This window comes from Paeniglutamicibacter gangotriensis Lz1y (assembly GCF_000348945.1).
GTDB lineage: Bacteria > Actinomycetota > Actinomycetes > Actinomycetales > Micrococcaceae > Paeniglutamicibacter > Paeniglutamicibacter gangotriensis.
This window is the reverse complement of sequence record NZ_AOCK01000009.1, coordinates 1-26,012: the sequence shown is the minus strand read 5'-3', so window position 1 is coordinate 26,012 and position 26,012 is coordinate 1. Positions and strand designations below refer to the sequence as shown.

24 protein-coding genes are annotated in these 26,012 nt (G+C 61.2%); 9 read left to right on the top strand and 15 right to left on the bottom strand.

The genetic code is table 11. The features are described from left to right. The first annotated feature begins 2 nt into the window (after positions 1–2). Positions 3–404: a cytochrome c oxidase subunit 4 gene (locus ADIAG_RS14265; protein WP_007272101.1), complete on the top strand. Its 402-nt coding sequence runs from the start codon at positions 3–5 to the stop codon at positions 402–404. Between the two features lie 160 nt (positions 405–564). Next, positions 565–1,350 (top strand): GntR family transcriptional regulator, encoded by a 786-nt coding sequence (locus tag ADIAG_RS14260; RefSeq protein ID WP_007272100.1) that lies wholly within the window; start codon positions 565–567, stop codon positions 1,348–1,350. Positions 1,351–2,102: 752 nt separating this feature from the next. Here ADIAG_RS14260 and ADIAG_RS21645 read toward each other — a convergent pair. The 5 genes from ADIAG_RS21645 to ctaE form a co-directional block, all read right to left on the bottom strand. Continuing rightward, complete coding sequence (locus ADIAG_RS21645) at positions 2,103–2,285, bottom strand: hypothetical protein (RefSeq protein WP_161623962.1); 183 nt, start codon at positions 2,283–2,285, stop codon at positions 2,103–2,105. Positions 2,286–2,468: 183 nt separating this feature from the next. Then, positions 2,469–4,145: a cytochrome bc1 complex cytochrome b subunit gene (gene qcrB, locus ADIAG_RS14255; RefSeq protein WP_007272098.1), complete on the bottom strand. Its 1,677-nt coding sequence runs from the start codon at positions 4,143–4,145 to the stop codon at positions 2,469–2,471. Between the two features lie 3 nt (positions 4,146–4,148). Further along, a complete protein-coding gene (gene qcrA / locus ADIAG_RS14250) occupies positions 4,149–5,192 on the bottom strand; it encodes a cytochrome bc1 complex Rieske iron-sulfur subunit (protein WP_007272097.1) in 1,044 nt (347 codons plus the stop codon). A 68-nt stretch (positions 5,193–5,260) separates the two neighbouring features. Then, positions 5,261–6,049 (bottom strand): cytochrome bc1 complex diheme cytochrome c subunit, encoded by a 789-nt coding sequence (qcrC, locus tag ADIAG_RS14245; protein WP_007272096.1) that lies wholly within the window; start codon positions 6,047–6,049, stop codon positions 5,261–5,263. Between the two features lie 64 nt (positions 6,050–6,113). Beyond that, on the bottom strand, positions 6,114–6,752 hold the full coding sequence (gene ctaE / locus ADIAG_RS14240) for an aa3-type cytochrome oxidase subunit III (RefSeq protein WP_083874154.1): 639 nt from the start codon (positions 6,750–6,752) through the stop codon (positions 6,114–6,116). Between the two features lie 146 nt (positions 6,753–6,898). On the opposite strand from ctaE, the gene trpD reads away from it, so the two are divergent. After that, positions 6,899–7,951 carry an anthranilate phosphoribosyltransferase gene (gene trpD, locus ADIAG_RS14235; protein ID WP_043475203.1) on the top strand — a complete coding sequence of 351 codons (1,053 nt, stop codon included), beginning with the start codon at positions 6,899–6,901 and terminating at the stop codon, positions 7,949–7,951. A gap of 425 nt (positions 7,952–8,376) precedes the next feature. Here the strand turns inward: trpD and ADIAG_RS14230 are convergent, their stop codons facing one another. The 8 genes from ADIAG_RS14230 to ADIAG_RS14200 form a co-directional block, all read right to left on the bottom strand. Next, positions 8,377–8,655, bottom strand: coding sequence for an Lrp/AsnC family transcriptional regulator (locus tag ADIAG_RS14230; RefSeq protein WP_007272093.1), 279 nt, complete (start codon positions 8,653–8,655; stop codon positions 8,377–8,379). Between the two features lie 58 nt (positions 8,656–8,713). Further along, a complete protein-coding gene (locus tag ADIAG_RS14225; protein ID WP_007272092.1) occupies positions 8,714–9,097 on the bottom strand; it encodes a DUF3054 domain-containing protein in 384 nt (127 codons plus the stop codon). Between the two features lie 66 nt (positions 9,098–9,163). Further along, positions 9,164–11,422, bottom strand: a complete 2,259-nt coding sequence (locus ADIAG_RS14220; RefSeq protein ID WP_007272091.1) for a PQQ-binding-like beta-propeller repeat protein — start codon at positions 11,420–11,422, stop codon at positions 9,164–9,166. A 379-nt stretch (positions 11,423–11,801) separates the two neighbouring features. Further along, positions 11,802–12,599, bottom strand: coding sequence for an SGNH/GDSL hydrolase family protein (locus tag ADIAG_RS14215; protein WP_007272089.1), 798 nt, complete (start codon positions 12,597–12,599; stop codon positions 11,802–11,804). Between the two features lie 161 nt (positions 12,600–12,760). Further along, positions 12,761–13,906, bottom strand: a complete 1,146-nt coding sequence (locus ADIAG_RS14210) for a glycosyltransferase family 4 protein (RefSeq protein WP_007272087.1) — start codon at positions 13,904–13,906, stop codon at positions 12,761–12,763. Positions 13,907–14,610: 704 nt separating this feature from the next. Then, complete coding sequence (locus tag ADIAG_RS20995; protein ID WP_083874150.1) at positions 14,611–14,874, bottom strand: type II toxin-antitoxin system RelE family toxin; 264 nt, start codon at positions 14,872–14,874, stop codon at positions 14,611–14,613. Then, the gene (gene relB / locus ADIAG_RS14205) at positions 14,871–15,158 is read right to left on the bottom strand and encodes a type II toxin-antitoxin system RelB family antitoxin (protein WP_051059949.1); all 288 of its coding nucleotides are present in this window, start codon (positions 15,156–15,158) and stop codon (positions 14,871–14,873) included. The genes ADIAG_RS20995 and relB overlap by 4 nt, the downstream gene beginning before the upstream one ends. A 938-nt stretch (positions 15,159–16,096) precedes the next feature. Next, complete coding sequence (locus ADIAG_RS14200; RefSeq protein ID WP_152426175.1) at positions 16,097–16,720, bottom strand: hypothetical protein; 624 nt, start codon at positions 16,718–16,720, stop codon at positions 16,097–16,099. A gap of 712 nt (positions 16,721–17,432) precedes the next feature. On the opposite strand from ADIAG_RS14200, the gene zapE reads away from it, so the two are divergent. Both zapE and ADIAG_RS14190 read left to right on the top strand, forming a co-directional pair. Further along, complete coding sequence (gene zapE / locus ADIAG_RS14195; RefSeq protein ID WP_007272084.1) at positions 17,433–18,629, top strand: cell division protein ZapE; 1,197 nt, start codon at positions 17,433–17,435, stop codon at positions 18,627–18,629. After that, entirely contained in the window at positions 18,626–19,294 is a 669-nt protein-coding gene (locus tag ADIAG_RS14190) for a peptide deformylase (protein ID WP_007272083.1), read from the top strand. The genes zapE and ADIAG_RS14190 overlap by 4 nt, the downstream gene beginning before the upstream one ends. A 208-nt stretch (positions 19,295–19,502) precedes the next feature. On the opposite strand, the gene ADIAG_RS14185 is transcribed toward ADIAG_RS14190, so the two are convergent. After that, positions 19,503–21,542 (bottom strand): S9 family peptidase, encoded by a 2,040-nt coding sequence (locus tag ADIAG_RS14185; RefSeq protein ID WP_007272081.1) that lies wholly within the window; start codon positions 21,540–21,542, stop codon positions 19,503–19,505. Between the two features lie 40 nt (positions 21,543–21,582). On the opposite strand from ADIAG_RS14185, the gene ADIAG_RS14180 reads away from it, so the two are divergent. From ADIAG_RS14180 to ADIAG_RS14165, 4 genes are all read left to right on the top strand, one after another. Continuing rightward, positions 21,583–22,455: a putative RNA methyltransferase gene (locus ADIAG_RS14180; protein ID WP_007272080.1), complete on the top strand. Its 873-nt coding sequence runs from the start codon at positions 21,583–21,585 to the stop codon at positions 22,453–22,455. 159 nt (positions 22,456–22,614) lie between these two features. Continuing rightward, on the top strand, positions 22,615–23,082 hold the full coding sequence (locus ADIAG_RS14175) for an NfeD family protein (protein WP_007272079.1): 468 nt from the start codon (positions 22,615–22,617) through the stop codon (positions 23,080–23,082). Between the two features lie 59 nt (positions 23,083–23,141). Beyond that, positions 23,142–24,077: an SPFH domain-containing protein gene (locus ADIAG_RS14170; RefSeq protein ID WP_007272078.1), complete on the top strand. Its 936-nt coding sequence runs from the start codon at positions 23,142–23,144 to the stop codon at positions 24,075–24,077. Between the two features lie 181 nt (positions 24,078–24,258). Next, entirely contained in the window at positions 24,259–24,630 is a 372-nt protein-coding gene (locus ADIAG_RS14165; protein ID WP_007272077.1) for an RNA polymerase-binding protein RbpA, read from the top strand. A 99-nt stretch (positions 24,631–24,729) separates the two neighbouring features. Here ADIAG_RS14165 and ADIAG_RS14160 read toward each other — a convergent pair whose 3' ends face one another. Beyond that, positions 24,730–25,458, bottom strand: a complete 729-nt coding sequence (locus ADIAG_RS14160) for a polyprenol monophosphomannose synthase (protein WP_007272076.1) — start codon at positions 25,456–25,458, stop codon at positions 24,730–24,732. Positions 25,459–26,012: the final 554 nt, after the last annotated feature.

The window sequence follows — 26,012 nt, the reverse complement described above, 5'->3', positions numbered from 1 at the left end:
AGATGAAAGTTGAATCTTGGATCTTTCTGGGCGGCTTGTTCTTCTTCACGCCGACCGCCATTGTCTACGGGTACATGACCAATTGGGAAGAACCGGTCGGCATGCTCGCCTTGTTCATGCTTGCTGCCATGACCCTCATGGTCGGTTGGTACCTGCTGCACACCTCGCGTCGGGTAGGACCTCGTCCCGAGGACCGCGTTGACGGCGAAATCCACGAGAACGCTGGGGCCGTTGGCCTCTTCGCCCCGTGGAGCTGGTGGCCGTTGATCCTGAGCACCGGCGCCGCAGTCGGCTTCCTCGGCTTGGCCGTTGGGTTCTGGGTCCTCTACATCGGTGCGGGCCTGACGGTTATCGCACTGGTCGGCTGGGTCTACGAATTCAGCCGTGGCAACCACGCCCACTAATCCGGGTCTGGCGCCAAAGCCATAACATCGACTGAAGCGGTGTCTGTTCCCCCTCGGGGGACCGGACACCGCTTCTCTCGTTTAACCCCCGAGGTGCCCGATGCGCGATAATGGGTAGGGACGAGCCACCGACCCGCGGTCGCCATCCCACGGAGAACATGTGAACCCCTACGCCCCGCAGCCCAAGGTCAACGGCACCCTTGATCCCGATTCGCCGCTGGGCAAGTACCGGCAGATCCGGGAGATCCTGCGCGCCCACGCCCGGAGCGTCTGCGAACCGGGCTACAGGCTTCCGCCCGAACGCGAATTGGCGCAAGGCTTCCACGTCGCGCGCAAGACCCTGCGCCAGGCCATCGATTCCCTCGTGGAGGAACAAGTCCTCAAACGCGTCGTGGGTGTCGGTACGTTCGTCGCCCACCCGAAGGTGGATCTGCAGGTTCGCTTGAACTCCTATAGCGAGGAAATGGTCAGGCGCGGCATGGTCCCCGATGCCCGGGTGCTTCGCTTCGACGAGGTCCCGGCCTCCAGTTCCCTCTCGCGGCACATGGAAATCGACGAGGGCGCAGCGGTGATCCGCTTTAGCCGCCTGCTGTTGGCCGACGGCAAACCGATGAGCCTGGATGAGAACTTCATGCCCAGCAAGCTGGTGCCCGGCTTCCTGAACGACCCGCCGCCAACTTCCCTCTACCAGTCGCTGCACGAACGCTACAACTTGATCCTGGAATGGGGGGAGGACCAAATCGAGAGCACCGCGGCCACCAACGAGCATGCCGGGCTGCTGCAAGTAGACGTCGGCTTTCCGCTGCTGCGCATCACCCGCTACGCGTTTGTGGGGGAGGGACTGGTCGACTATTCGGTCTCGCTGTACCGCTCGGACCGCTACAAGCTCTTTGTGCCCCTGGAGCGGCAGGGAAGCCGTAGCCCGCGCTACACGACCATTCGCTAGCGCCGGACTGTCCTAGAGCTCTTGGGTGGCGTTTGGGACCATGCTGGCCCGAAGGGTGTCCCGGAGTGATAACACGAAGTAGTGTGCTCGGCATGCCTGCCCATTGGGGGAGTAGGGCAACGCCTTGACGTTGATCACGACCTTCCCTCGGGCGTGACCTGCCAGCTGGTGAGCAGCTGTTGGCACTTCCCGGTCGACAGGAACGGCTTCGCTGTTGACGGGTTGACCCGGAGGGCACGCGCGCTTTAACGGTCGCATCTCCGGCGAACGATCCAAGCATTGCGGCGATTGCGGATGCCTTGATGTCGGGCCCCACTATTTCTCCTCGTCGTCGGTCGATGCGTTGTCAGAACGGTCGTCTGTTCGGGCGCTCATGAGCCGTACGCCGGTTGCAAGCATCCCCATGAGTCAGGCGGTGGGGCCGGGTGGCCCCACAAACAGGACCGCCGAGCCGTCATCGATCGCGAGGCTGGCCACCCCGGCGGCGAGCAGCAGGCTTCCCCTGGCCACGCCGAGCAGTCCTTGCGCTGGTGGCGCATCCGGCTCGTAGGCGCAGCCAGCGCAGCGATGATGAAGTTTCTGCCGAGCGCCGGCATCGTCAGGGCGGATGCTGCTGCATGCAGCAGCCAGGCGAGCTCGGCGGCGGATTGCACGACTCCGATCCGCTGAACGGCGTAGAGCGCTGAGAGGCTCGCATCCGCGGCTGGGACAGTTGTGCGCCACAAGCGCGGGGCTCAGGTCCTTGGGGCGAGTTAAGACTTGTAGCCGAGCCGCCTGAAGATACCGACGATCCGGTCCGCGGGCGAGGAGGTGTCAGAAGCGACGATCGTGCCCGCGGCCACCACGGCACAGATCCCATTGACCTGATCGTTGACGGTGCTGAACATTTTCAGTGGCGCGTTGGCCAAAATAGTACGGTTCCAGGTCGCTGCCACACTCATCCCGGGCCGCGGCGAAACGGCGCATCGGTGGGGGAGCAGTCGCGCGTCGGGTCTGCATCGGCGTTCGGGGGAGTGCGCGGAACTGGAACGCGGGAAGAAGACCAAACGGTTGTTAAACACCGCTGGGGCCCACCAAATGGTGGGCCCCAGCGATTTGGGAATCAATCCCGGCAGGTGCTACTTCTCGATGGAATCCGAGGAGGAGCCTTCAACTTCTGCCGGACCATGTCCGTGCTCTGCCTTCAGTGCTGCCAACTCGGACGGCGTCACCGGAGCGACGCGGTCCTCGAAGAAGAACTTCGACAGTGCGCCGCGGTTCTTCTCGCTGCGGCTGATGTGGCCAGCGGCGTTCGGCTGCGCGGGGATGACCTTGCGGTCCTCGTAGTTGACCAGCTGGTGCAACTTGTAGGCGTCCAGGTCCTCGTGGCGCTCTGCGAAGGCACCCTCGGGAGCCATCTCGATGATGCCAGTTTCGCGACCGTGCAGCACGATCTCGCGGTCCTTGCGCTGCAACGCCAGAGCGATGCGGCGGGCCACGATGAAGCCGAGGATCGGGCCGAGGATGAACAGCACACGCAACCAGTACGTGACGTCGTTCAGCGAGACCAGGAAGTGCGTTGCGATCAAGTCCGAGGAAGCGGCAGCCCACATCACGCAGTAGGAGATAACCCCTGCAACACCCATGCCCGTACGGAACGGGGCGTTGCGCGGGCGGTCCAACAGGTGGTGTTCGCGCTTGTCCTTGGTGATCCAGCTTTCGATCCATGGCCAGGTGAACATGATCATGAACATGATGCCGGCCGGAACCAGCGCCGGGAACAGCACGTTGAGGCTCAAGGTGTTGGTTCCCCACGGGAAGGGGATGAGCCACTCGAACGAGAAGTTACCGAACATACCAGGCATCAGGCGCAAGGCGCCGTCAACGAATCCGATATACCAGTCCGGCTGGGTACCTGCAGACACCGGTGAGGGGTCATAGGGCCCGTAGTTCCAGACGGGGTTGATCGTCAGCAATCCGGAGATCGCCGCGACGATGCCGAAGACGATGAAGAAGAATCCACCGGCCTTCGCTGCGTAGACCGGACCGACCGGGAAGCCAACAACGTTGTCGTTGGTGCGACCCGGGCCAGGGTACTGGGTGTGCTTGTGCACGACAACCATGAACAGGTGGATACCAACCATTAACAGGATGATGGCAGGAACGATCATGATGTGCAGCGCGTAGAGGCGACCGATGACGGCGGTTCCCGGGAATTCCCCACCGAAGAGGAACAACGAGATGTAGGAGCCGACCACCGGGATGGCCTTGACCACACCGTCAATGATGCGCAGACCGTTACCGGAGAGCAGATCATCGGGGAGGGAGTAGCCGGTGAAGCCTGCAGCCATCGCGAGGATGAGCAGAACGCCACCAACAACCCAGTTCAGTTCGCGCGGCTTGCGGAATGCACCGGTGAAGAACACGCGGAGCATGTGCACCGAAACGGCTGCAACGAAGAGGATTGCCGACCAGTGGTGAACCTGGCGCATGAACATTCCGCCACGCACATCGAAGGAGATATCCAACGTCGATGAATAGGCGGCGGACATGCCGATGCCCTTAAGCGGGTTGTACGAACCGTCGTAGACGACGTGAGTCATCGTCGGATCGAAGAAGAACGTCAGGAACGTTCCGGAGATCAGCAGCAGGACAAAGGTGTAAAGTGCCACCTCGCCGAACATGAACGACCAGTGGTCGGGGAAGATCTTGCGACCGAATTCCTTGACCATTGCCGATCCGCCGACACGAGAGTCGACGAAGTTCGCAATGCGACCGGTGGTCGTCTTAGGAGTGTACTCAGTAGTGGTGCTCATGGATTAGCCACGCTCCCAGTAACTCGGACCAACGGGCTCGTGGAAGTCGCTCTGTGCGACCAGGAAGCCGTCGGCATCAACCTTGATGGGCAGCTGCGGCAAGGCGCGTCCGGCTGGGCCGAAGATTACCTTGCATTCCTGCGTGAGGTCGAAGGTGGACTGGTGGCAAGGGCACAGCAGGTGGTGCGTCTGCTGCTCGTACAGAGCAACGGGGCAACCGACGTGGGTGCAGATCTTCGAGTAGGCAACAATGCCTTCGTAGTGCCAGTCCTCGCGTCCCTCGGAGATATCCATCTTCTTGGGATCAAGGCGCATCAACAGCACGACGGCCTTGGCCTTTTCGTTCAAGACGTTCTCCGCCTCGTCAAGACCCTCGGGGATGACGTGGAAGACCGAACCGATCTGCACATCCGAAGCCTTGATGGGGGTTCCGGAAGGATCGCGGGTGAGGCGAACATCCTTGTCCCACATGGTGTGGCGGAACTGCTCAACCATTTCACCAGCGGTCTTGCCGGTGCGGTCGAGGTCGCGGAACATGAAGATGGCCGGGATAGGGGCCAAGGCAATGGCACCGATCAGGGTGTTGCGAATGAGCGGACGGCGCTTGATGCCAGTCTCTTCGATCACCTGGTCAATGATTTCCACGGCGTCCAGTCGATCTGCCTCGGGGCGGATCGGGTGGCGCATCTCCGAAATTTCGTGGTCCGGCATCAGGGTCTTTGCCCAGTGAACGATGCCGATACCGATGCCAAGCATGGCAAATGTGGTGCCAAGGCCGAGCATCGCGTTCTGAACACGGATATCCGAAAGGTTATCCGGACGTCCCAGAACGAAGTAAGCAATAAAGAACGACAGCGTTCCGATGATGGAGATGATAAACAGCAGCGCTACCTGACGCTCTGCTCGCTTCTCTGCACGCGGGTCGGTATCTGCCAAGCGCTTCCGATGCGGCGGAAGGCCCGGGTCCTGGAATTTATCCAGGGTTCCCGTGCCAGCCTTAGCAACGGTGCCCGAGTCGTCCGGACTGCCGTGACTATGGTCGCCCATGTTGTCTCTCATCCTTTTCTCAAGATTCATTAGTACGTAGTGATGTGGCGGCGTTGGCCGCCGGCGACCTAGGAGGGACGCGAGGTGAGCCAGATGGTGAAGCCGATGATGATACCCAAACCAGCGGTCCAGATGAAGAGACCTTCAGCGACCGGACCCAGCGAGCCAAGCTTGGCGCCGCCCGGTGAACCCTGGGATTCAATTTCCTTCAGGAAGGTGATCACGTCACGCTTCTCGTCGGGGCTGATATTCGATTCGTTGAAGACGGGCATGTTCTGCGGACCGGTGATCATGGCCTCGTAGATGTGCTTCTCCGATACGCCGGCCAAAGCCGGGGCGAACTTGCCGCGCGTAAGTGCGCCGCCGGCAGCGGCGGCGTTGTGACACATTGCGCAGTTCACGCGGAATACCGTACCGCCTGCGGCGGAGTTGCCCTGAGACGTATCGAGTACGTCGTCTGACGGGATGGCCGGACCGGCACCCAGGCTCGCCACGAAAGCGGAAAGCTGGGAGATCTGGTCATCGTCGAACTGTACGGGCTTGGCCTGGGCCTGGGGGCCCTGCATCTGCATCGGCATACGGCCGGTGCCAACCTGGAAGTCGACGGCAGCGGCGCCCACGCCAATCAGCGAAGGACCGTCTGCCGTTCCTTCTGCGTTCAAGCCGTGGCAGGTAGCACAGTTCGCGACGAACAGCTTTTCGCCTTGTTCGATGTCACTTGCGCTATATCCAGTGGCCGCCTTGGCCTCGTTGACGCTGCCGGCTGCCATATACAGGCCTCCGGTGATGAGCAGGCCCATCAACAGCAGTGCGACGGCGGCGAGTGGATGGCGGCGCCTTTGCGAAAGAGCCTTCACTTGCTGGTTCCTCACTTATTTCTTAGAACGGGAGTTGCCTGAAGTAGGCAACAAAATAGTTTGCCTACTTCAGGAAGTAGATGATCGCGAACAAGGCGATCCACACAACGTCGACGAAGTGCCAGTAGTAAGACACAACGATCGCACCGGTTGCCTCGAAGTGACCAAACTTACGTGCAATAAGTGCACGTCCGATGATCAACATGAAGGCAATGAGGCCGCCAGCCACGTGCAAGCCGTGGAAGCCGGTGGTCATGTAGAAGACAGAGCCGTAGGCGTTGGAGTTCATTGCAATGCCGTGAGCAACCAGTTCGGTGTACTCGTAGGCCTGCACGGAAACAAAAATGGAACCGAGGATGACGGTCAGGACGAACCATTCCACCATTCCCCATTCCTTCAAGTTGAACAGTCCGCCGGTACGACGAGGCTTAAGATCCTCGGCACGGAAGACGCCCAACTGGCAGGAGAATGAGCTCGAGACCAAGATGATCGTGTTGATAAGTGCGAACGGAACGTTGAGTTTCGCGGTTTCGGTCGCCCACATCTCCGGCGATGCAGCACGGAGTGTGAAGTACATGGCAAATAGCGCGGCAAAGAACATCAGCTCGCTGGCAAGCCAGACGACAGTTCCTACCGACACCATGTTGGGACGGTTCGGCGCAGCTTGCGCCGGGGCATTGAGGGCATGAGTCGCAGTTGTCACAGAGCCATTATGTCTATAAAAGTGCCTCTGACACCAATGCATTAGGGCCCGCGTGGCGGGAAAGTTCACCGGTTCGGGCCTACAGCCGCGGAAACACGCGGTATTAACATTTTAGATTTTCTACGTTTCGTAGATAACCTTGTGGCGTGTCAACGATTCGAACGAAGCAAAAGTTCCCCACATGGCCAACAATCCTCTCTGCCTTGATCGCCGGCAGCGATCTCGAAAGGGACCAAGCGTACTGGGCCATGGGCGAGGTGATGACCGGTAACGCCACCGATACGCAAGTGGCCGGTTTCCTTGTCGCGCTCCGTTCCAAGGGCGAAACCGTGGACGAGCTCACCGGCTTGGTGGAGGCGATGATCGCCAACGCCGTCCCCCTGGAGGTGGAGGGTGAGCATCTGGACATCGTGGGTACCGGAGGTGACAGACAGAACACCGTTAACATCTCGACCATGGCATCGATGGTCTGTGCCGGAGCGGGCGCACGGATCGTCAAGCACGGCAACCGGGCCTCGTCCTCCTCGTCGGGTTCTGCCGATGTGCTTGAGGCGCTAGGAGTCAGGCTCGATGTGCCAGTCGACCGCCTCCACGACGTGTTGGATGCCGCCAACATCACATTCTGCTTCGCCAATCTCTTCCACCCGTCGATGCGCAACGCCGCGGTGCCGCGCCGCGAGTTGGGTGTGCCCACCGCGTTCAACTTCATGGGTCCGCTGACTAACCCCTCGGAACCTACGGCCTCGGCGATCGGCTGCGCGGATCTTCGCATGGCGCCGCTGATGGCCGGGGTGCTTGCCGCCCGCGGCGTGCGCGCACTGGTGTTCCGTGGCGACGATGGCTTGGACGAGCTGACGACCACCGCGGGAAACCGGGTCTGGGAAGTCCGTGACGGGGAAGTGCACGAGTCTGTGTTCGACGCCCAGGACATCGGGATGCCGCGGGTCACGATAGAAGATCTGCGCGGAGGCGACGCAGCCTACAACGCCCAGGTGGTGCGGGATGTGTTCGACGGTGCCCAGGGGCCGGTGCGTGACGCAGTGCTGCTCAACGCGGCGGCGGGTCTGGTTGCTTTCGACGTCGAGGGGGTCGGTTCCTTGCAGGACCGTCTGGCGAAGGCCGTCCTCAGGGCCGCGGATTCCATCGACTCGGGCTCCGCACGTCGGGTGCTGGACACCTGGATCGCAGCCACGAGCTAGTCGCCCACCATCGATTCGTGCACTAGCACTGGCGCGCCGACCACCCTCAAGGGTGCTGTTGGGGCGCCAGTGCTGTTTTGCGGGCCTCGCACACCGAATGTGACCAGAGGTCCGCTTTGCGGCTCAGTAGGTCGCAGGCCGGCCTCATGGGGTCTTGGGGGGCATCGGTTGGTTGTTGTCGGCGCTGCACGCCTCAGCTGCGCACGGTAGTGATTTGGGGCAGTGGCGCGTAACAATCAACGTCACATAAAGGATTTTTTGGCCGCCGCCCGATGATCTGTTGGTCGGTGGAAAGGCTCCGGACGCAATCGCCTCGCGCCACGTCTTAATCGCTTAACAACATAAGGCGGGTGTGTGAAGTGAGCCGAAACTAATGTCAGCTCACCTCACACACCCGCCGCGGGGCGCTCATCCAGTGCGGAGATTTATTCCAGACCGAGCGAGAACGCCGCGTCCAGATCGTGGCTGGAATATGCACGGAAGGCAATATGGGTCTGGGTCCCGGTGATTCCCGGGACCTTGGAGAGTTTGTTGGCGATGACTTCGGCCAAGTCCTCGTGTTCCCGGACCCGTGCGATAGCAATCAGGTCCCAGTCCCCGGCCACCGAGTAGACCTCGGAGATGCCTTCGATGTCCGAAATCTTTTCGGCGCACTCGGGAATGCTGTCAGATGCGGTTTGGATCATCACGAATGCAGTGACCACGTTGATACCTCCAGATGGTTGTGGGTAATGGTTCCCGGAACGTTGCGTTGAGCCTAGTTCAGGATGCGGTGCTGCGCACGCCGCGGCGTGCAATCACAGTGGTGGCGATGCGGCGACCGACCAAGAAGACCCCCAGCACGATGCTGGCCACGATGATGAACGGCACCTCCGCCGTGGCGCCGAAGAGCACCCGCAGCGCCAGACCCAGTGCCACGGTCCCCATCCAGACCAAGAGGCCCGTGGGCCAGATCCGCGAGTGGGTGACCCATGGACGCGAGATGAGCGTCAACACGCCCAGCGCCAGCAGGAACGGCGCCGCGGTCTGCAATACGCCGAGGACCGTGAGTGATTCTTGGTGTGAGCCTCGTCCGCTCCAGGCAAAGATGATGACGAGAAGGGCATCGATCGCCAGATAAGCGATCCAGGTCTTGCGAGAAGTCATGTGGCTATTCTACCGCTTGTAGTATGGCCTCGTGTCAGCCGGGGAGCTCCGCGGGGGAGTGCCGAGCTAGCTGCTGGAGGTTGGTGCGGGTGACGGAGAGGTTTTCGAGGCCCGGCCGGTGGCCCGGGGCCGGGGCGGGCGGGGGAGTAGGTCGAGTTCGACCAACACCGTCTTGTCGGTGTAGCCAAAGACCCTTCCCGAGGGGGTGGCGGCAAGCCGGGACCCGAAGCGGTCCTTGGTCTCGGGGGTGCCGATGATCGAGCGGGTGCCGGCGCGGAAATCCACGACGGTCGTGGTTCCTGCGGCGCTGTGCACCACCTTGGATCCGTCGCCCACCTGGGCGATGTCGGCGTTGGCCCAGCCCGGACGGCTCGCAGCGTTGTTGGCCTGGGTCAGCCGATGACGTGCCGCGAGCTTGCCGGTGGCGGTGTCGATCACGTTGATGCCCTCGATGTCCGCCACCACCAGCCACCCGGCAATGAGCTTGGGCGCGTAGAGCGCTCCGGCGTCGGAGACCGGCGCGGTCTCCCAGACCTTTTTCCTCGTCTTGATATCCAGCTTGAAGACCTTGCCCGGGCCCTGAGTGTCAGGGATTCCGTAGCCGTTGCGCACCGAGGTGGTCCCATAGACAAAACGTTCGTCGGCGGCCAGACCGATGATCGAGTGCGCTTTGACGAATCCGCTACCCCCGCCATCGAGCACCCAATCGATCTTGTTGGCCTGCGGGTCGATCATGCCCAGCACGCCACCGGCACGTCCGTAGTCCGGCACCGTGCCCAAGAACACGTTTTTTGTGTTGGCGGCCCAGCCGAAGGGTCGGGACTGGTGGTATTCGCGGCTCAGGCGCTCGAGCCGGGTGTAGCCCTTTGCGCTGTCCTTCTTCGCGCTTTCGAGCCCGATGATGTCGGCCGATCCGTAGGAACCGAGGTAGCTGTGTTCGGCATCGAACTCGATCATGGCCTCGATCTGGTTGATCAGCTTTTCCTCGTGCGGGGAGTGCCAGCGGGCCCCGGTGTCGGGGTTGACGCTGGCCAGTCCCTGGCCCATGTAGCCGCCGACATAGATGTTGCCATCGGAGTGGCCCAGCAGTGATTGGATCTTGTATTCGCCGGCGGTCAGCGCGAGGGTGTGCACGGATTCGACGGTGCCGCTGGGGAAGCTGAAGTGTTCCAGGCGTAGGCCGGTGGGGATTTCACCGATCACGAGCACCCCTGTGGCATCGGCCCGTAGCTCCAGCGGGGCGCTGATGCCGATTGGTCCGAGCATGGTGTCCTGCCAGGTGTCTGTGCCGGTGGCGTGGAGCCGGCCATCGGTGACGCTGTAGAAACGCCCGCCGTCGGCGGCCGGCCCCGAGGTGTTCCTGGAGGCCCAGACCCGGTCCAAGGAGCCGACCCACTTCTTGGTGCGTGGATCGAGCAGCAGTTGCTCGGTGATATCGCTGGCGGTGACCACCACACGGTTGCCCTGCACCCTGATGGAGGAGATGAAACCGTTGGGCATCGGATCGGGTAGCTGGATTTCGGTGCGCCGGCCTGGGTCGGAGGCCGGGAAGGAGAACAGCCGAGGGTTCAGCGAGCCGGTTCCGGCCCAGACGGTGTCGTCGGGGCCGATGGCCAGCCGCCTGACGTAGTCGGTATCCGGCGCCAGCCGGGAGTGGGCGCGGATTTTTTGTGTCGCCACGGTGTAGGTGAAGGTGGAGCCGTTCGGGTAGGTGCCGCCCCAGATGTTTCCGGCCGAATCCAATTGCAGTTCATACAAGGTGGTGGCACCGGGGACCTTGCCGATCCGTCTCACGGTCTTGGGGTTTGCCGGGTTCCAGGCCAGCAGGGTGGGGCCGGTGGTCAAATACAGGGTGGTGCTTCCCTGGTCCCAGATCAGCGATTCGAGCCCGCCGTTGTGGCTGTCGGGGATGCTGACCACGTGTTCGGGTGTTCCGGCTTCAGGGTTGATGATCTGCAATTGGTTGACCGGTCCGACGATGGAGACGGCAAGCCAGGGGTTCTTGGCCTTGTACAGTCCCGGCAGCGACACCACTGTCTTGGTGTTCAGCGCGGGGAAGGCCCCCTCGAAGCGGGCGATTGCGCCGCGGGTGTTCCCGGCCTTTTTCAACGTCTTGGTCAGGAGTGGATCGCGGTTGCCGAATGGCGGTGGTCCGGCCGGAGGGGTCCCACTGGGTGCTGACTTGTGGGTGCCCGGTGCCGGAACGTCGGTGGAAGTGGGGGAGTGCCAGGGGGAAAGCGCCACCCCTCCGGCCAGTACTGCAGCCAAAGACAGTACGGCGCGCCGGGTGGCCGGGTGCGAAGACGGATTCCCGTCGTGAGGCAAGGTGGTTCTCCCGTTGTTGAATGGTGGTCGGCTACCGGCTTGAGGTTAGCAGCCCATGCTGGTGGAACACGGAATGTTTCCACGAGCCTTGTCCTATCTCACATGGGGATACTCGGCCTGGTGTGGTGCTAACGCGGAACATTTCCGCACAGATAATCGGCGGCGTTGCCCCCTCTATCCGGTTGGAGGGCTTCAAAGTCGGACCGAGCAGCTTGCCTGAGGTTGGTTTTCTTCGACCCAACCGCCGTGTTCTCCTCGCAGAGGTTGGACATTCTTTTCCCATCCGGGGGAGTGGGGCTCCGGATCCAGCAGCTCGGCAACGACCATCCGTGCTTTTAAGGTGGGCACCTACGACCAGGGGTCATCGTTCAGGCTGGCCCTACTTGGTCAGTTTTTTCAGCCCCTTTTTCGGCGGCACCCGTACAGGCTCGGGCCAACGCGGGCCGAGGGTGTCGCCCAAGGTGGTGCCCCGGAGCTTGCGCCCGACCAGGGGAAGGACCCAATCGGTGACCCACACGCGATGGTCCCGCGCCCGCTGTCGTACCCCGCGCGTGGCCTTCCGCTTCTCCTGATGCGTGATGCCGTGTGGCACCGTAAGAACATCTAGGACCTTTGCCGCCAAGTATTTGTGGCCGGCCTTGGACATATGCAGCCGGTCGGGTCCCCACATGCGAGAATTCGCATAGGCGGTGAAGGTGGCGTAGTCGACCAAGAGGGCACCGTACCTCACGGCAATGAGCCGGACGCCGTCGTTGTAGGCATGGTTCTTACGGCGGAGGGGTCCCAAAATGGGTGAAACCTCGACGTCGTAGCCGGTAAAAAGCACTAGCGTGGCACCCGTGTCTGCCAGCCGTCCGACCAAGAACTCATAATTATCCAGGATGTCGGCGATCTTCGTCCCAAAGTCCATGACGTCGTTGCCGCCTGCATACAACGTGATGAGGGTCGGATTCATGGCGATGGCCGGTTCCAACTGCTCAGCGATGATGTGCCGAAGCCGCTTGCTACGAATGGCCAGATTCGCGTATTCCCAGCCGGGGGAGTTCCTGGCCAGCCCTTCGGCTACTCTGTCGGCCCAGCCCCGGACGCCGTTGGGGCGCCGCTTGCTGCTATCGCCGACGCCCTCCGTGAAGGAATCTCCCACGGCTACATAGCGGCCCGGTCCATGATCAGCCATATGAAGTTAGACGGCGGTCAGGGACGTTGCCGAGCGTGGAGGTGCTAACAGGGCCTCACTAGCGGTCAGCAGGAACAGGAAGCCGAAATCGTCCGCAGCCGTGGGTGCCGACGCGGGCAGAAGACCTGATCCACGATTGTCGGCGCCGATGAGTGGGAGTTTCATTTGCTCTTTCGCAGGGAGGCCGTGAGCCGCGGGTGCTCGTCAATGGCCTGCGTGTAGAGGTTCATCAGCTGTTCGCATACTACCTGCCAGCTGCGGCCTTGCACCTGGTGGAATGCTGCGGTTCCAAAGGCCGCACGCTTGGTCTCGTCGCCCATCAGGTCCATGGTGTAGTCACGCAACTGGGACAGATTGCCCGGCGCGTACAGCCAGCCAGTGCGGGAGGAATCCACGAGATCCACGGGGCCGCCGCGTCCGGTGGCAATGACGGGAACCCCCGACGCCATGGCTTCCTGGATGGTCTGGCAGAAGGTTTCGAGTTCGCCCGGATGCACAAACAGGTCAAAGGAGGCCATGGCTGCTGCCAGCTCGTCCCCACCGAGGAAGCCGGGGAAGTGTGCTTCGGGTATGAGTGATTCGAGCGCCTCGCGCTGGGGTCCATCGCCGACTATGACTAGCTGGGTGCCAGGGATCTTGGCTAGAACGGCTAGATCTTCCACTTGTTTTTCGAGGGCGAGGCGTCCCACATAGCCAATGATCTTTTGACCCGCCGGCGCAACCGAAAGACGGAACTGTGCGCTGCGTTTGTTGGGGTGGAAGCGTTCGGTATCCACACCGCGGCGCCACAACTCCAGCCTCGGGACGTCGTGGGCCTGTAGTTTTTGCAGTGAAGCCCTAGAGGGAACGAGTGTTTTCGTGGCCGCGCAGTGGATCTGCCTCACACGCTGCCAGGCCCAATTTTCTAGAAACGGGATGCCGTAACGGGCTGTATATCCGGGAACGTCGGTCTGGTAGACGGCGACAGAGGGAATTCCCAGAGCCGCTGCGGCCCGGACTGCGCGCCACCCCAGGACAAAGGGCGATGCCAAGTGGACAACGTCAGGGTCGAACTCTGCCAGCAGGTTTTTCACCCGCATAACCCCACCCATGGCTACCCGAATGTTCCGGTAACCGGCGAGAGGAACGGCGGGAAGCCGCCTAACCATTGCACCTTCGACACTAGGAGGCGCGTTCTCCAACGTCGATGGCGCGATGACCAAGACTTCGTCTCCGCGCGCATCCAGGTGCTGCAAGATTTTCAGTAGTGAATGGGTAACACCATTCATCTCGGGAAAGAACGATTCAGCAACTATGGCAACCTTCACGCCTCAACCATCACCGGTGAAGGTTGCTACCAAGCGCAGCTACAGGAACGCTGAGGTGACGATCGGGTGAACGGCTGTGCGCGGAACTGAGTTGGCTGTGCCGTTGTCGGCGACGCTGAAGACTGTTGGTGGTGCTGGAGAGCCAGAAAATTCGCCAACTGGGGTTGCGGACGGGTAGAGCGCAGTGACCACGAGCGTTAGAGTGTCTGCCTGCTGGGGGAGTGCTGCAGCCAGATCGCCATAGAAGCCCGTAGCCACTGAGAAATCCATGAAGTACTCGTCCCTACATCCAGGCGATGGTTTCGACTGCTTCGAACCCCTGCAAGTCATCGCCGGTCCAGAGCGAACGTGTGAGGCAGATGAAACGTTCACGGTTGACATAGGGCTACTAGAGGGAGCAGGGACCGCGGATGTCCGTTGTCTACTAAGTTGAAGCACGAAAGGCCAGGAATCTAGGCTTTTGGTTCAACTGTCATGAAACGATTCTCCCCACTTTTGTCACTGCAGTTGAATCAAATCCTTAAATCTTGCCTGCGATCGAACTCGAACCACGTATTGCTATCGTTGGAAACCGACTGTCCCGTTCGGGGAACCTCGACTGGGACGGACTACTGATCGCGGATGCACCTACCGCCAGCCTCGAGCCCCGCTGTGAGCGGTGGGTCCAGAGGGGACTGAAGCGCCGCAGATCAATAGTCATGCGTTCAACCATAGATACTGCTGCGATGATCGACGTCAATCACTAAAATGACCAGTCGTGTGTCTTGAAGATCGCAGACAATTCGAAAGTCACCGACGCGATACCTCCACAAGCCAGCCAGGTTTCCGGTGAGCGCTTTGCCCCGGTCCCGAGGGCTGTCGAGTGTGGAGATTGCTCGGAGTGCGGAACGTATGCGGCGGGCATTTTGCAGGTCGGCTTTCCGAAACCACTTCGCCGCGTCGGGCCCCAGTTCGACTTTCCAGCTCACTCGATCTCGTCCAGAATGCTGGCATCAGCCAGGGCATCGTTTAGCTCAAGCTCGTGCTCAATCTCAGCAAGCGGCACAGATTGGGCACGACCCGATCGAAGATCCGCAGCACGAGCAACTATGCGCTGTTCCCATTCCAGCTCCGAAAGATCGCGCTCCAATACTTCGCGCACAACGTCGCCTAGGCTTCGCCGGGTTGCTTTGGCGAGCGCTTCGACACGCTCACGCAGATCTTCGGGTAGACGCACCGAGATGGGCCGGCCAAGAGGCGTTACTGTACTCATGTAAACATTGTATGCGATGTTTACATTGATCCATAGTGTTCGTGCCTTGACATACCCGGCCAATGTCACTGTTGACAGTCTTTCTGTCCACTTTCTCGTTGGCCAAACGACACTTCGACAGCGTGTCCACGATGCTGCCCGCAGGCGGGCCTTATACGGGACGCCAATACTTGGTATCGAAGGGCTTTCGTCACGAGAGCTAAGCACCTGGATCTGGCAGTGGAATTGTGGTGGAACCCGGGCTTCCCGATGTCCAGTTCAGTACCATCCAGTACGTAGTGGGGGTCGAGGCTCGCCGTCGTTTTCAACTGTCAGTGATCTGAGTAGCTGGCCCGTTTCAGGAGGGAATCGGAATGAGGCGAGCACGCGAGACGCCACCAGTAGGGGGATGTGAGGGTGGTGATCAGCAAAATCGCGGACGGGTAGAGCGCAGTGCCCAAGAGCGCTTGAGTGTTTGCCTGCCGGGGGAGTGCTACAGCCAGATCGCCATAGGGGCCCGAAGTCGCTGATAAATCCAGGAACGACTCGTCACCACCTCCAGATGATGGTTTCGAGTGGTTCGAACCCCGGGCGAACCTGCTGTTGGCTGTCCGGCGGGATGAGGTTCTTGTGTGATGTCAGGCAGGGTGATTTGCGGGCAGTCACCCACGCTGAACGGGTCCACAATCCGCGCAAGGCTTCACCGACTTAGAGTGAAGGCGTGGGGCGGATGGCACGCTCACGGTTGTCGTAGGCTTCCCAGCGGGATCGGGTACCGCCGGCAACTGTCCTTTTTCATTTCAGGTGAGGCAAAGGGGCCCTGCTTTCCGCGGTTGCCTCAGGTGTAATGAGACAGAAATCGGGGTTTGTCTCATTACACCTCAGGCATTTGGGAAGATCTCTGGTTTTGGGGGACCGTGGTGTCTTTCCTGAGGTCGATTGGTGCCGGAACCGTGGGTTCAGGTGTCCCAGTTTCGTTCCTTCCAGCTGCGGAGGGGGTCGTGTGCCCCGGTGGGCCTCCAACCTTCGGTGATGCTGGTGCTGATGCGGTCAAGGAAGTCATCGGGGTGGTTTGAGTGCGCGATCTTGGCCCAGTAGGGGCTGGCGACGGCGGCAGCCAATTCCACGATGGCCGGATAGAGCGACGCGGCAACCATGGGCTGCTGGCTTGCCCGGTGGGGCCGGCTCGTGGCGAGATCGTCATAAACATTGGCCGTGTAGCTGAAGTGGTGGAACTGGTCGTACCACTGCCAAGTGATCGTTCTTGAGGTTTCAAAGGCCTTGCGGGTACGGTTGCGCACCTGACGTTGGATGATGTTTTTGTGGTGGTGCCAGGTCGCGGGTATTTCCGGACAGGCACTGATCGACAGCTGGTCGTCCGGGGTGGCTGTTCCTTCGCCAATCCAGAGGCCGTGGTTGGGACAGATGACGTGTTCGTGTGTTGTGTGGATTTCCACGAACCGGCCCGCATCGTGTGCCAATGCGCAACGTTGGCAGGCAGGGCCGTGGGTCCGGTGGGCCCGGCGTCCGGCGAAGTGCCTTGGGTTGATCAGGCCATGTTGCTGCAGTCCGAGCTGCGGCATGGCGTAGGCCAAGGATTCGAGCGATTGGTCGCACCAAAGCGAAATCGTCTCGATCCAGGGCTCGGAGATTTTGTGCAGGGTCTTTCTCGACTCACCCGGACGCCAACAGTGCGCGTCCCATGGCACCCAGTGTAAGCCGAGAACACCCGAATGCTTCGGGTGTTCTCGACTCACCCGGACGCCAACAGTGCGCGTCCCATGGCACCCAGTGTAAGCCGAGAACACCCGAATGCTTCGGGTGTAGTGAGACGGAATCACCTAATGCCTCGGGTGTAGTGAGATTGCCTCACCTGCAATGAGACAGGACAGCAACAGGGCTTGAGCGGGCTCTCTAGGAGTTCCTCAAACCGCTACTTGACATAATGTAGATTATCGGCGAAATGGACGAAGTTCTGAAAGTGGGTAAATCTGCACATTTCCGGACATTACAGCCGACAGGTCAAAGTGCCCGAATGCCCCGCAAACAAACAGCTTTTTGTTTGCCGCCTCCACAAAGTTCTGCTGTCCGTGCGCCGCGGCCGAAGCCGGCGGTGGGCACCGCAAGAAGTCGGAGGGTGACGACCTCAGGAAACGGCGAAATCCTGAAGTACCTCTCCGGAAAACCAGCGGTTCAACGTATCGCACGGGTTTCCGCCCCAGATAAATATTGGTTGACATAACTAGAATCCGCCACGTTTTGGCGGTTGCATAGTTATTCAGGGAAACTCGATGTATGCCACAGCAATATTCAGCCGTCCATGCAGGTGCACATCACCAAGCGCCGGACGGCTTCATCGACGAAGTCCAGCAGGCCGTCTTCGCCAAGGCGAGTACCGATGGCATCGTCCTAGACCCCGGACAGCAAGATACGGTGGGGTTACTGTCCCGGAACGCGATGCGATACTTGTCCCGGGCAACCGCCTCCCCTTCCGGTGACCACGTGTACTTGTGGGGTCCTCCGGGCCGCGGCAAGACCTGGATCTTAGGGGCGTTCTTCGATGCGTTGCCCACTCCCAAGAAGCGTCGGTTCCACTTTCACGACTTCTTCCGGCAATTACACGCCTCGGCACACAAAGCGACCACCGAGGCACTGGCTCTGGTAGAAGAACCAGACGCCCGCGGAAGTGCATCTCGCGGACGATCCGATCGTGTCGCCGCGCGCACCAGTGCCATCGAACAAGCCATCGAATCCATGCTGGGCGACGTCGAAATTCTTTGCTTCGACGAATTTCACTGCAACGACCCCGGCGATGCGATGTTGCTGGCCAGAATGCTGAAATTCATTATGGAACGCCGCATCTTGCTCATCACGACGTCGAACTATCCGCCCGAAGAGCTCCTGGCTGATGAGTACTACCACCATCTGATCCTGCCCACGATCGCCACCATTCGAGAGCACATGACCGTTCACGAACTTGATGGACAGAAGGACTACCGGACCTTTGACGTAGCCACTTCAGCACGCCGAGGTTACAACACCGGAAGCTTTCTGATTGGAGCCAAGCCCCAGACGCTACAGAGCATCGGGCTTACCGAACCGTTGCCACATGAAGCCGTCAGGCTAAAACCAACCAGCCACGAAATCGCTGCTCGTAGGGCTGTTCCCGGCCAACTTTGGTTCGACTTCAGCGAGCTCTGTGAATCGTTGACAGCACCATTGGACTACCTCGAGCTGGCCAAAGACTACGAACATTGGATCATTTCCGATGTTCCGGGGAGCCGCAGCATGACACCGTTCGGACTGCGACGCATGGCCAATGCCATTGACGTACTTTATGATCACGACATCCGTCTTGACCTGCTGGTTCACGCGGACTTCAGCGAGTCTCTGCAGCACTTACCCGAACTGGATGCGGCACGCCTGACAAGCAGGCTGAACGCGCTGCAAAACAACGTCACCCAAACCACTACCGAAGGTGCCAACGCATGAGCCAGGAACTCACTCCCCTTGCCAAAACGGAGCCCTACTCCCCCGCCTGGATCCACGAAGAAGTCACCCGACTGGTCGAAATCCACGAGGCGGGTGAGATCCCACCCATCGTTCAACTGGGGCACCCGGTACTGCGGATGCAAGGCCAAGAGCTCACCGACCAGCTAGCGCCGACCCTGCTTCGCCGCTTCCTGGACACCATGCGCGCGGTCATGATCGATGCCCCAGGGGTTGGCCTCGCCGCCCCGCAGCTCGGGATCCCGCTGCGGATCGCCGTATTGCAGGATCTCTACGACACCAGTGCAGAGAACTCGGTGGCACGGGAACGCGAACCTCTCGACTACCTGGAAATCATCAACCCACGCTACGAAGCCATCGGTCAACGCAGGGCAGCATTTTACGAAGGCTGCCTGTCCTTCAACGGATACCAGGGCGTCGTTGACCGCCCAGCAGATATCACCGCAACATACCTGGACGCGGTGGGAACGCCATGCGAACGCACCTTCTCCGGATGGCAGGCGCGGATCGTCCAGCATGAAACCGACCACCTGGATGGCATGCTCTACATCGATAAGGCCCTCACCCGGTCACTGTGCGCCAACGAGGAATATCCGCGCTGGGCCAACCCTGGGATCGACGAAGCGCGCGCTGGACTGGCCTTCTAGATTCCGAAGTCCTCGCCTGCTCAGCCAAGGCGGATGGCACTCAGGAACGCACGGGCATGGTCTCTGAGGCCATGCGGATCGGACCGGGCTCGCGCAATCCCCAGGAGCTGCCCGGCATCCTCGTTAGCGAGACCCGGCGGACGCACCGGAAACTGTGCACCGCTCACCTCTGCTGCCAGGTGTTCGGCGTGGCAACAGAGGTGAATCGCTAAGCCTCCTGCTGGGCCTCTGGGGTCTTGGCGGGCAGATACTTGTTGAACCAGTCAAGGATCGCTTCGAAACGCTGCCGGCGGTGCCAAGGAGAACCTCCCCGACTGAGCCCGTGGCTCTCCCCCGGGAACAGCACCAACTCCGTGGGCACCTGGCGCTGCTTGAGGCCCACATAGTAGCGCTGTGCCTGCTCCAGAGGGCAGCGGTAGTCCCCTTCGGAGTGCATGACCAGGGTCGGGGTCTGAACCTGCCCAATCTTGGCCATCGGCGATTGGGCGGCGACCTGCTCCGGGTCAGATCCGGTGTAAGCCTCGGCGAAGAACCACCCGATGTCGCTGGTTCCCACAAACGAGAGCGAATCAAGGAAACCGCGTTCGACCATCGCCGCGGCAAAGCGATGCTCATGGGCGATCGTCCACGCCGTGAGGTAGCCGCCGTAGGACCCGCCCAGGATGCCGGTGCGCTGGGCATCCAAGACCGGCTCGGCGGCGCAAGCGCCCTGAAGGAACGCCAACACGTCGGCCATGTCTACGGTGCCCATGGCGTGTTTGATCGCCAGCCCGTGTTCCCTGCCGTAGCTGGCACTGCCGCGCGGATTGCATTGAAGCACCGCATACCCGGCTTCGGCATAAACCTGCGCCTCATCAAAATAGGCGGGTCCGTATTGCGCGAACGGACCACCATGGATGTTCAACAGCACCGGGTGCGGTCCCGCTCCCTGCGGCAGGTGGATCCAACCGTGGACCGGGTAACCATCAGGAGCAGTGAATTCAACCTCGCGTGGGGCACTGAGGTTGGTCCCCTGGTGCAGCGGCGCGGCAAAGTCGGTGAGTTGGACAATGGCGCCGCCTTCCAACCGGCCGCACTCCCCCGGCGATCTCGCCGACTCATAGGAAATAACCACGTGCCCGTCCGCCGAGGCAGCACCGTGGATGTTCTGTCCTCCGGAGCCAAGCACCGTGTGTGTCCCGTCCGCCGTGACCAGATGTAGTTCCCCGGTGCCTCGCACCCGCGCCGTGGCCAGGACTCCGTCGGCCCCGTGCGGCACCAAAATCTCGCATTCGGTGTAGTCGAACGCGTCCATGTCGCTCAGTACACGAGCCTCGGGGATGCCCACCTGATCTGCTGCCACGGCGCATACAGCCACGTGCCGGGCCAAAAAATCCACGCCCGAGGATCCCAACTGCTGGCCCAAGACGAATAGGGTCGCACCGTCAGTGCTAAATTGCGGGGCGCGGTAGGCCCACTCGCCGTGAGCTACACCCAACACCCACTCCGGTGTGGCAGGCGCCGTCCCCGCCCGGGGAACTCTATGGATGTGCGAGCGCAGGTCAGTGTCGGCTTCCTCGTGCAGGGCCGCGGTGAAGTAGATCCATTTCCCGTCGGGGCTGTAGCAGGGATCGGAGACGTCACTGGTGGTTTCCGCACGCCGGGCGGATTCCGGCAGGCCCGTGGGGAGCTCTCGGACCTCGTGAGCCGCCCGACCGCGAGGCTTGACGAACGGTTCCGCGCCGAGTGCCGGCACAGGCAGGGTAAACAGTCCCTGGACCTTGTCCCGGAAGAATCCGACCCCGTCTGCGCGGTACTTCAGGGTGGAGATGCGGCGCGGTGCTTCTGCGGTGGTTCCCACGTCTTTGATTGATCCGTAGCGACCCGTCTCGGCGGTGCGCGAGGTGAAGGCCAGCTCGGTGCTATCCGGCGCCCAGACAAAGCCTGTAACCCCCAGTTGGCGGTTTGTCAGCAGCCGCGGCTCTCCACCGAGTGCCTCCACGACGGCGAGCTGACCACGGCCATCTGCATCGGTGCGGAGGAACGCGATCCACTGACCGTCCGGTGAATACTGCGGAGAGTGATCTGATTCGCCTCGGGTCAACCTTCGCGGCGAATCGGTGTCGCCTAGGCCCAGCAGCCATAGCTGCCCAACGTAGGTGTCGGACTCGAAGCTGGGCCGTGAGGCGGACACGGCGGCGGCGGATGCATCGGGGGCCACGCTTGGCGCCGATACAGTGGTCAGTAGGTCTAGCTGCTCTGGTTTCACGGCGCTAGCCTATCGAACTCCCACGAGACGAAGGACACACGTGCAGCAGCAAACACCTCTCGAAGCGGGGCTCCGCTGCCCCGTCTGCCGGCTGCCACTGCTTCTGGAGCTAACTCCGGGCAGCGCGCCACGTCTGGGGTGCACCAGCGGTCACGGTTTTGACGCCGCCAAACAGGGCTATTTCAACCTGCTCACGGGCAAGGGCACCAATTTCACCGAGGACGGCGCCGCCATGGTCGCGGCCCGGGCATCGTTCCTGGATGCCGGGCACTACGAATCACTGGCCGAGGCGCTGGGACACTTGGCACGCAACGCCCTGCACGGCAACGAACACCCCCGGGTGCTGGACGCCGGCGCCGGAACGGGTTACTACCTGCGCCAGGTACTTGAAGCATTACCCGGCACCACCGAGCCCGGCGCGGTGGCGTTGGACATTTCCCGCTATGCCATGCGCCGCGCGGCCAAGGTGCCCAACACCGTGGCATTGGTCTGGGACCTGTGGCGCGAGCTCCCCGTGGATGACGAGTCCATCGATCTTTTGCTCAATATCTTCTCCCCGCACAACGGATCGGAGTTCGCTCGGGTGCTCCGTCCCGGCGGGACCGCGCTGGTGGTCACGCCGCTGCCCGAGCATCTCTCCGAGGCCGCTGGGCTGTTGGGGCTGTTGGGGATCGGCGCCGACAAGGCCGCAGGAGTGGTCGCGTCCATGGGTGATCGGTTTGTCCTGAAATCCACCGAAGAGGTCAGGGTCCCCCTGGTCCTTGACGCGCAGGCAGCCTTTGAACTGGCCATGATGGGTCCGGCTGGACACCATCTGGACCCCGAGGTCCTGCGTGCGAAGTTGGCTGAGGCAGGAAGCGCAACACTGGTCACCGCTGCCTTCCGTATCCAAGAGTTTCGCCGGAACGACTGAGGGGCCGATCCGCACGCGATGGCGGGCCGTCATCACAATGATGAGGGCCCGGAATGGAACATCGTCCCTTGTGCTGATTCGAACCGACCACCCCATCAGGCAAAATGGAGTAGTAAGAATAAGATGTGTATCCAACACATCTGGACCCGAGGGGGAATTATGTATGAGTGGCTCGTAGCCAACGCTTGGGTGGTTTGGTTGGCGCTCTTCCTCTTGCTGGCAATCATTGAAATGATTTCACTCGATTTGTACTTCATCATGCTCGGTGTCGGCGCCTTGGGCGGCGTGACCGTGGCCTTGTTTGGAGGAGAATTCTGGGTACAGGTCGTGGTCTTCAGCGTCACGGCCATGCTCATGATCATGCTGGTACGGCCTATCGCGCTTCGACATCTGCGCAAGGATCCCGAAGCGCTCCGTACCAACATGGACCGGCTGATAGGCGAAGACGCCCTGGTCCTGGAGCCCACCTCCAGGATGAACGGCCGTGCGAAGATCGGCGGGGAAACCTGGTCGGCCCGCACCGAGGATGAGACATCCATGCAGCCTGGAACCTACGGATCGGTGGTGCGCATCGACGGGGCAACTGCGTACATCACCCTGCGGACCCACCTTCCTGATCTGGACTAGACAGCTCACCAAAAGTTTTCGGTGCCTGGAACATGGCGCCCCAACGAAAGAGAGAAGAGATGCAAACATCGGGTCTAGGCATAACTGTCGTCCTGGTAGTACTGGCAATCTTCGTGATCATCGTGCTGGTGCGCTCCGTGCGCATCGTGCCGCAGGCTCGGGCCGGGATCGTGGAGCGGCTGGGTAAGTACCATCGCACCCTGCTTCCCGGGCTGACGATCTTGATCCCGTTTGTCGACCGCTTGCTGCCCATGCTTGATCTTCGCGAACAGGTTGTCAGCTTCCCGCCGCAGCCGGTCATCACCGAAGACAACCTGGTGGTTTCCATCGACACCGTGGTCTACTTCCAGATCACCGAGCCGCGTGCAGCGACGTATGAAATCGCCAACTACATCATGGCCGTTGAGCAGCTGACCACCACCACGCTGCGTAACGTCGTGGGCGGGTTGAATCTCGAAGAAGCGCTGACCAGCCGCGACCGGATCAACGGTCAGCTCCGCGGAGTTCTTGATGAGGCCACCGGCAAGTGGGGCATTCGTGTCTCTCGCGTCGAGCTCAAGGCCATCGATCCACCGCTGTCGATCCAGGACTCCATGGAGAAGCAGATGCGTGCAGAGCGCGACCGCCGTGCCGCGATCCTCACCGCCGAAGGCACCAAGCAGTCGGCCATCCTGACCGCCGAAGGCCAGCGCCAGGCATCCATCCTGAACGCGGAGGGCGATGCCAAGGCCTCGATCCTGCGAGCCGACGGTGAAGCCCAGGCCATCCAGAAGGTCTTCGATGCAATCCATGCGGGCAAGCCGGATCAGAAGCTACTGGCCTACCAGTACCTGCAGACCTTGCCGAAGATCGCGGAAGGCTCCGCCAACAAGTTGTGGATCATTCCCAGCGAGGTCGGCGAGGCGCTGAAGGGAATTGGCGGCGCGCTGGGCAACTTCACTGAAGGTGCCGGCGACGAAGAGAAGCCGGAAGGCACCACCGACACCCTGATGTAACGGCCGATTTCAGACCGGCAACACGCGGGCGGGCTACCTCACACACGAGGTAGCCCGCCCGAAGCCGCGTCTGGGCCGTATAATGGAAACTTCGAGACTTGCGCCCCGCGGGAATTTTATGCTGAACCGGGACGTTGAAATCGGTAGCCGAACCCGTATGTAGTCGCAGTAGGGAGACAATATGAGCGATCGCAGCCTGCGAGGAATGCGCCTTGGCGCACAGAGCATGGAAACTGAGGCTGGCGTCGAGCCAGCAGCGCGTCAGCGCGTTGAATATCGTTGCGAGGACGGCGAGCAGGTGTTCGTGATTTTTGCCATAGAGGCAGATATCCCGGCAACCTGGATGTCCAAGACCGGCAAGGTAGCCAAGCTGGTTAACGGCGAAGCCAAGGTCGAGGAATCCAAGGAGAAGCCGGTGCGTACCCACTGGGATATGCTCCTGGAACGCCGCTCCGTCGAAGACTTGGAGACGATCCTCAAGGATCGCCTGACCAAGTTGCGCACCACCCGTAGTGCAGCCGAAGCTGCGGTCAAGGCAGCAGCCAAGGCCTAAACGAACCAGCTACGGTTTAACAAGCGGCGAGGGCCCGAATGGATAATTACCATTCGGGCCCTTGCCGTTTGTCTGCGCAGGGGCGATACCCCGGCGCTGTTAGTTGCGTCCGGTGAGCTTTTTCCAGCGGGCGCTCAAGCCCCATCGGGTCACGTTCAGCATGGCCTCGACCACGATGTTCCCGCTCATCTTCGAGACACCGAGCTCGCGCTCTACGAAGGTGATGGGCACCTCGACGATATTCTTGCCCAGCTGGGCCACGCGGAAAGTCATGTCGACTTGGAAGCCGTATCCGACAGATTCGATGGCGTTGAAGTCTAGGGCCTCGAGAGTCTCGCGACGGAAGGCGCGGTATCCGGCGGTGATGTCTCGCAGGTTCACTCCGAGCATCGTGCGGGAGTAGAAGCTGCCGACCCGGGAGATCATCTTGCGGTGCAGCGGCCAGTTCACGACCGATCCCCCCTTGACCCAGCGGGAACCAATGACCAGATCTGCGCCCTTGGGGATTTCGGCCAGGAGCAGGGGAAGCTGCTCGGGCTTGTGGGAGCCGTCCGCATCCATTTCCACCAGTACGTCGTACCCCGCATCCAGTGCCCAGGTGAAACCGGCCAGGTAGGCGGCTCCGAGGCCGGCCTTGCCCGTGCGGTGCATGACATGGATGGCTTTGTCATCGGCGGCCATCTTGTCGGCGAGGGCGCCGGTGCCGTCAGGTGAGTTGTCGTCAACGATCAGGACGTCCGAATCGGGCACTGCGGCACGCAGTCGTGCCACGGTGATGGGCAGCGATTCAAGCTCGTTGTACGTTGGAATGATCGTGACTACGCGCACGCGGCAGTCCCTTTCTGCTGATGGATCGATCCGCGGAAGAGGGCCGCATGTGGCCGAGAACCAACGTGCCGCACGGCGTAAACCCGCTGCGACTGGTTTCAGGGATCGGGTGGTGGTCAGTGCACAATTATACGCAGCCGTTGCGTCTAAACCCGGTTCTTTGTCATGTGATGCGCAAGACGATGGCGCGAGGGTATTCCGGACACAAATCGACCCCGAGGCTTCGGTCCGTCCCACGCGGCCGACGAGCGGCCACAGGGTGTTATCTAATGCCTACGGGGTCGATTTGTTCTTGCAGACCGGTATGCCGGTTAGCCGGATCGAAGGATCAGACATTCACTACAGCCTACCGCCCAGTTTTTCGCTGTCAACCGTTCTCGGACCACCGGTTACGTGGATTTGGTCAGGTCAAACTCGAAATGGCGGCCTATCGGTCAATTCGCGAAAAATAATCCCAACAGTTTTCCTAACGCGGTTCAGCCGAACGCTGAAACCTGTTACGGGGCAGCTCTTGACCCGTCTGGAACTCCGCGCTGCGCCTGACCGGGGTCTGA

Bases quoted from the DNA above. Each gene is read 5' to 3' on its own strand.
- ADIAG_RS14190 (WP_007272083.1), top strand. From the start codon at position 18,626: ATGAGCCAGGAACTCACTCCCCTTGCCAAAACGGAGCCCTACTCCCCC.
- relB (WP_051059949.1), bottom strand. From the start codon at position 15,158: ATGAGTACAGTAACGCCTCTTGGCCGGCCCATCTCGGTGCGTCTACCC.
- ADIAG_RS14225 (WP_007272092.1), bottom strand. From the start codon at position 9,097: ATGACTTCTCGCAAGACCTGGATCGCTTATCTGGCGATCGATGCCCTT.
- ADIAG_RS14200 (WP_152426175.1), bottom strand. From the start codon at position 16,720: ATGCCGCAGCTCGGACTGCAGCAACATGGCCTGATCAACCCAAGGCAC.
- qcrB (WP_007272098.1), bottom strand. From the start codon at position 4,145: ATGAGCACCACTACTGAGTACACTCCTAAGACGACCACCGGTCGCATT.
- qcrA (WP_007272097.1), bottom strand. From the start codon at position 5,192: ATGGGCGACCATAGTCACGGCAGTCCGGACGACTCGGGCACCGTTGCT.
- ADIAG_RS14170 (WP_007272078.1), top strand. From the start codon at position 23,142: ATGCAAACATCGGGTCTAGGCATAACTGTCGTCCTGGTAGTACTGGCA.
- ADIAG_RS14215 (WP_007272089.1), bottom strand. From the start codon at position 12,599: ATGGCTGATCATGGACCGGGCCGCTATGTAGCCGTGGGAGATTCCTTC.
- zapE (WP_007272084.1), top strand. From the start codon at position 17,433: ATGCCACAGCAATATTCAGCCGTCCATGCAGGTGCACATCACCAAGCG.
- ADIAG_RS14175 (WP_007272079.1), top strand. From the start codon at position 22,615: ATGTATGAGTGGCTCGTAGCCAACGCTTGGGTGGTTTGGTTGGCGCTC.
- ADIAG_RS14265 (WP_007272101.1), top strand. From the start codon at position 3: ATGAAAGTTGAATCTTGGATCTTTCTGGGCGGCTTGTTCTTCTTCACG.
- ADIAG_RS14165 (WP_007272077.1), top strand. From the start codon at position 24,259: ATGAGCGATCGCAGCCTGCGAGGAATGCGCCTTGGCGCACAGAGCATG.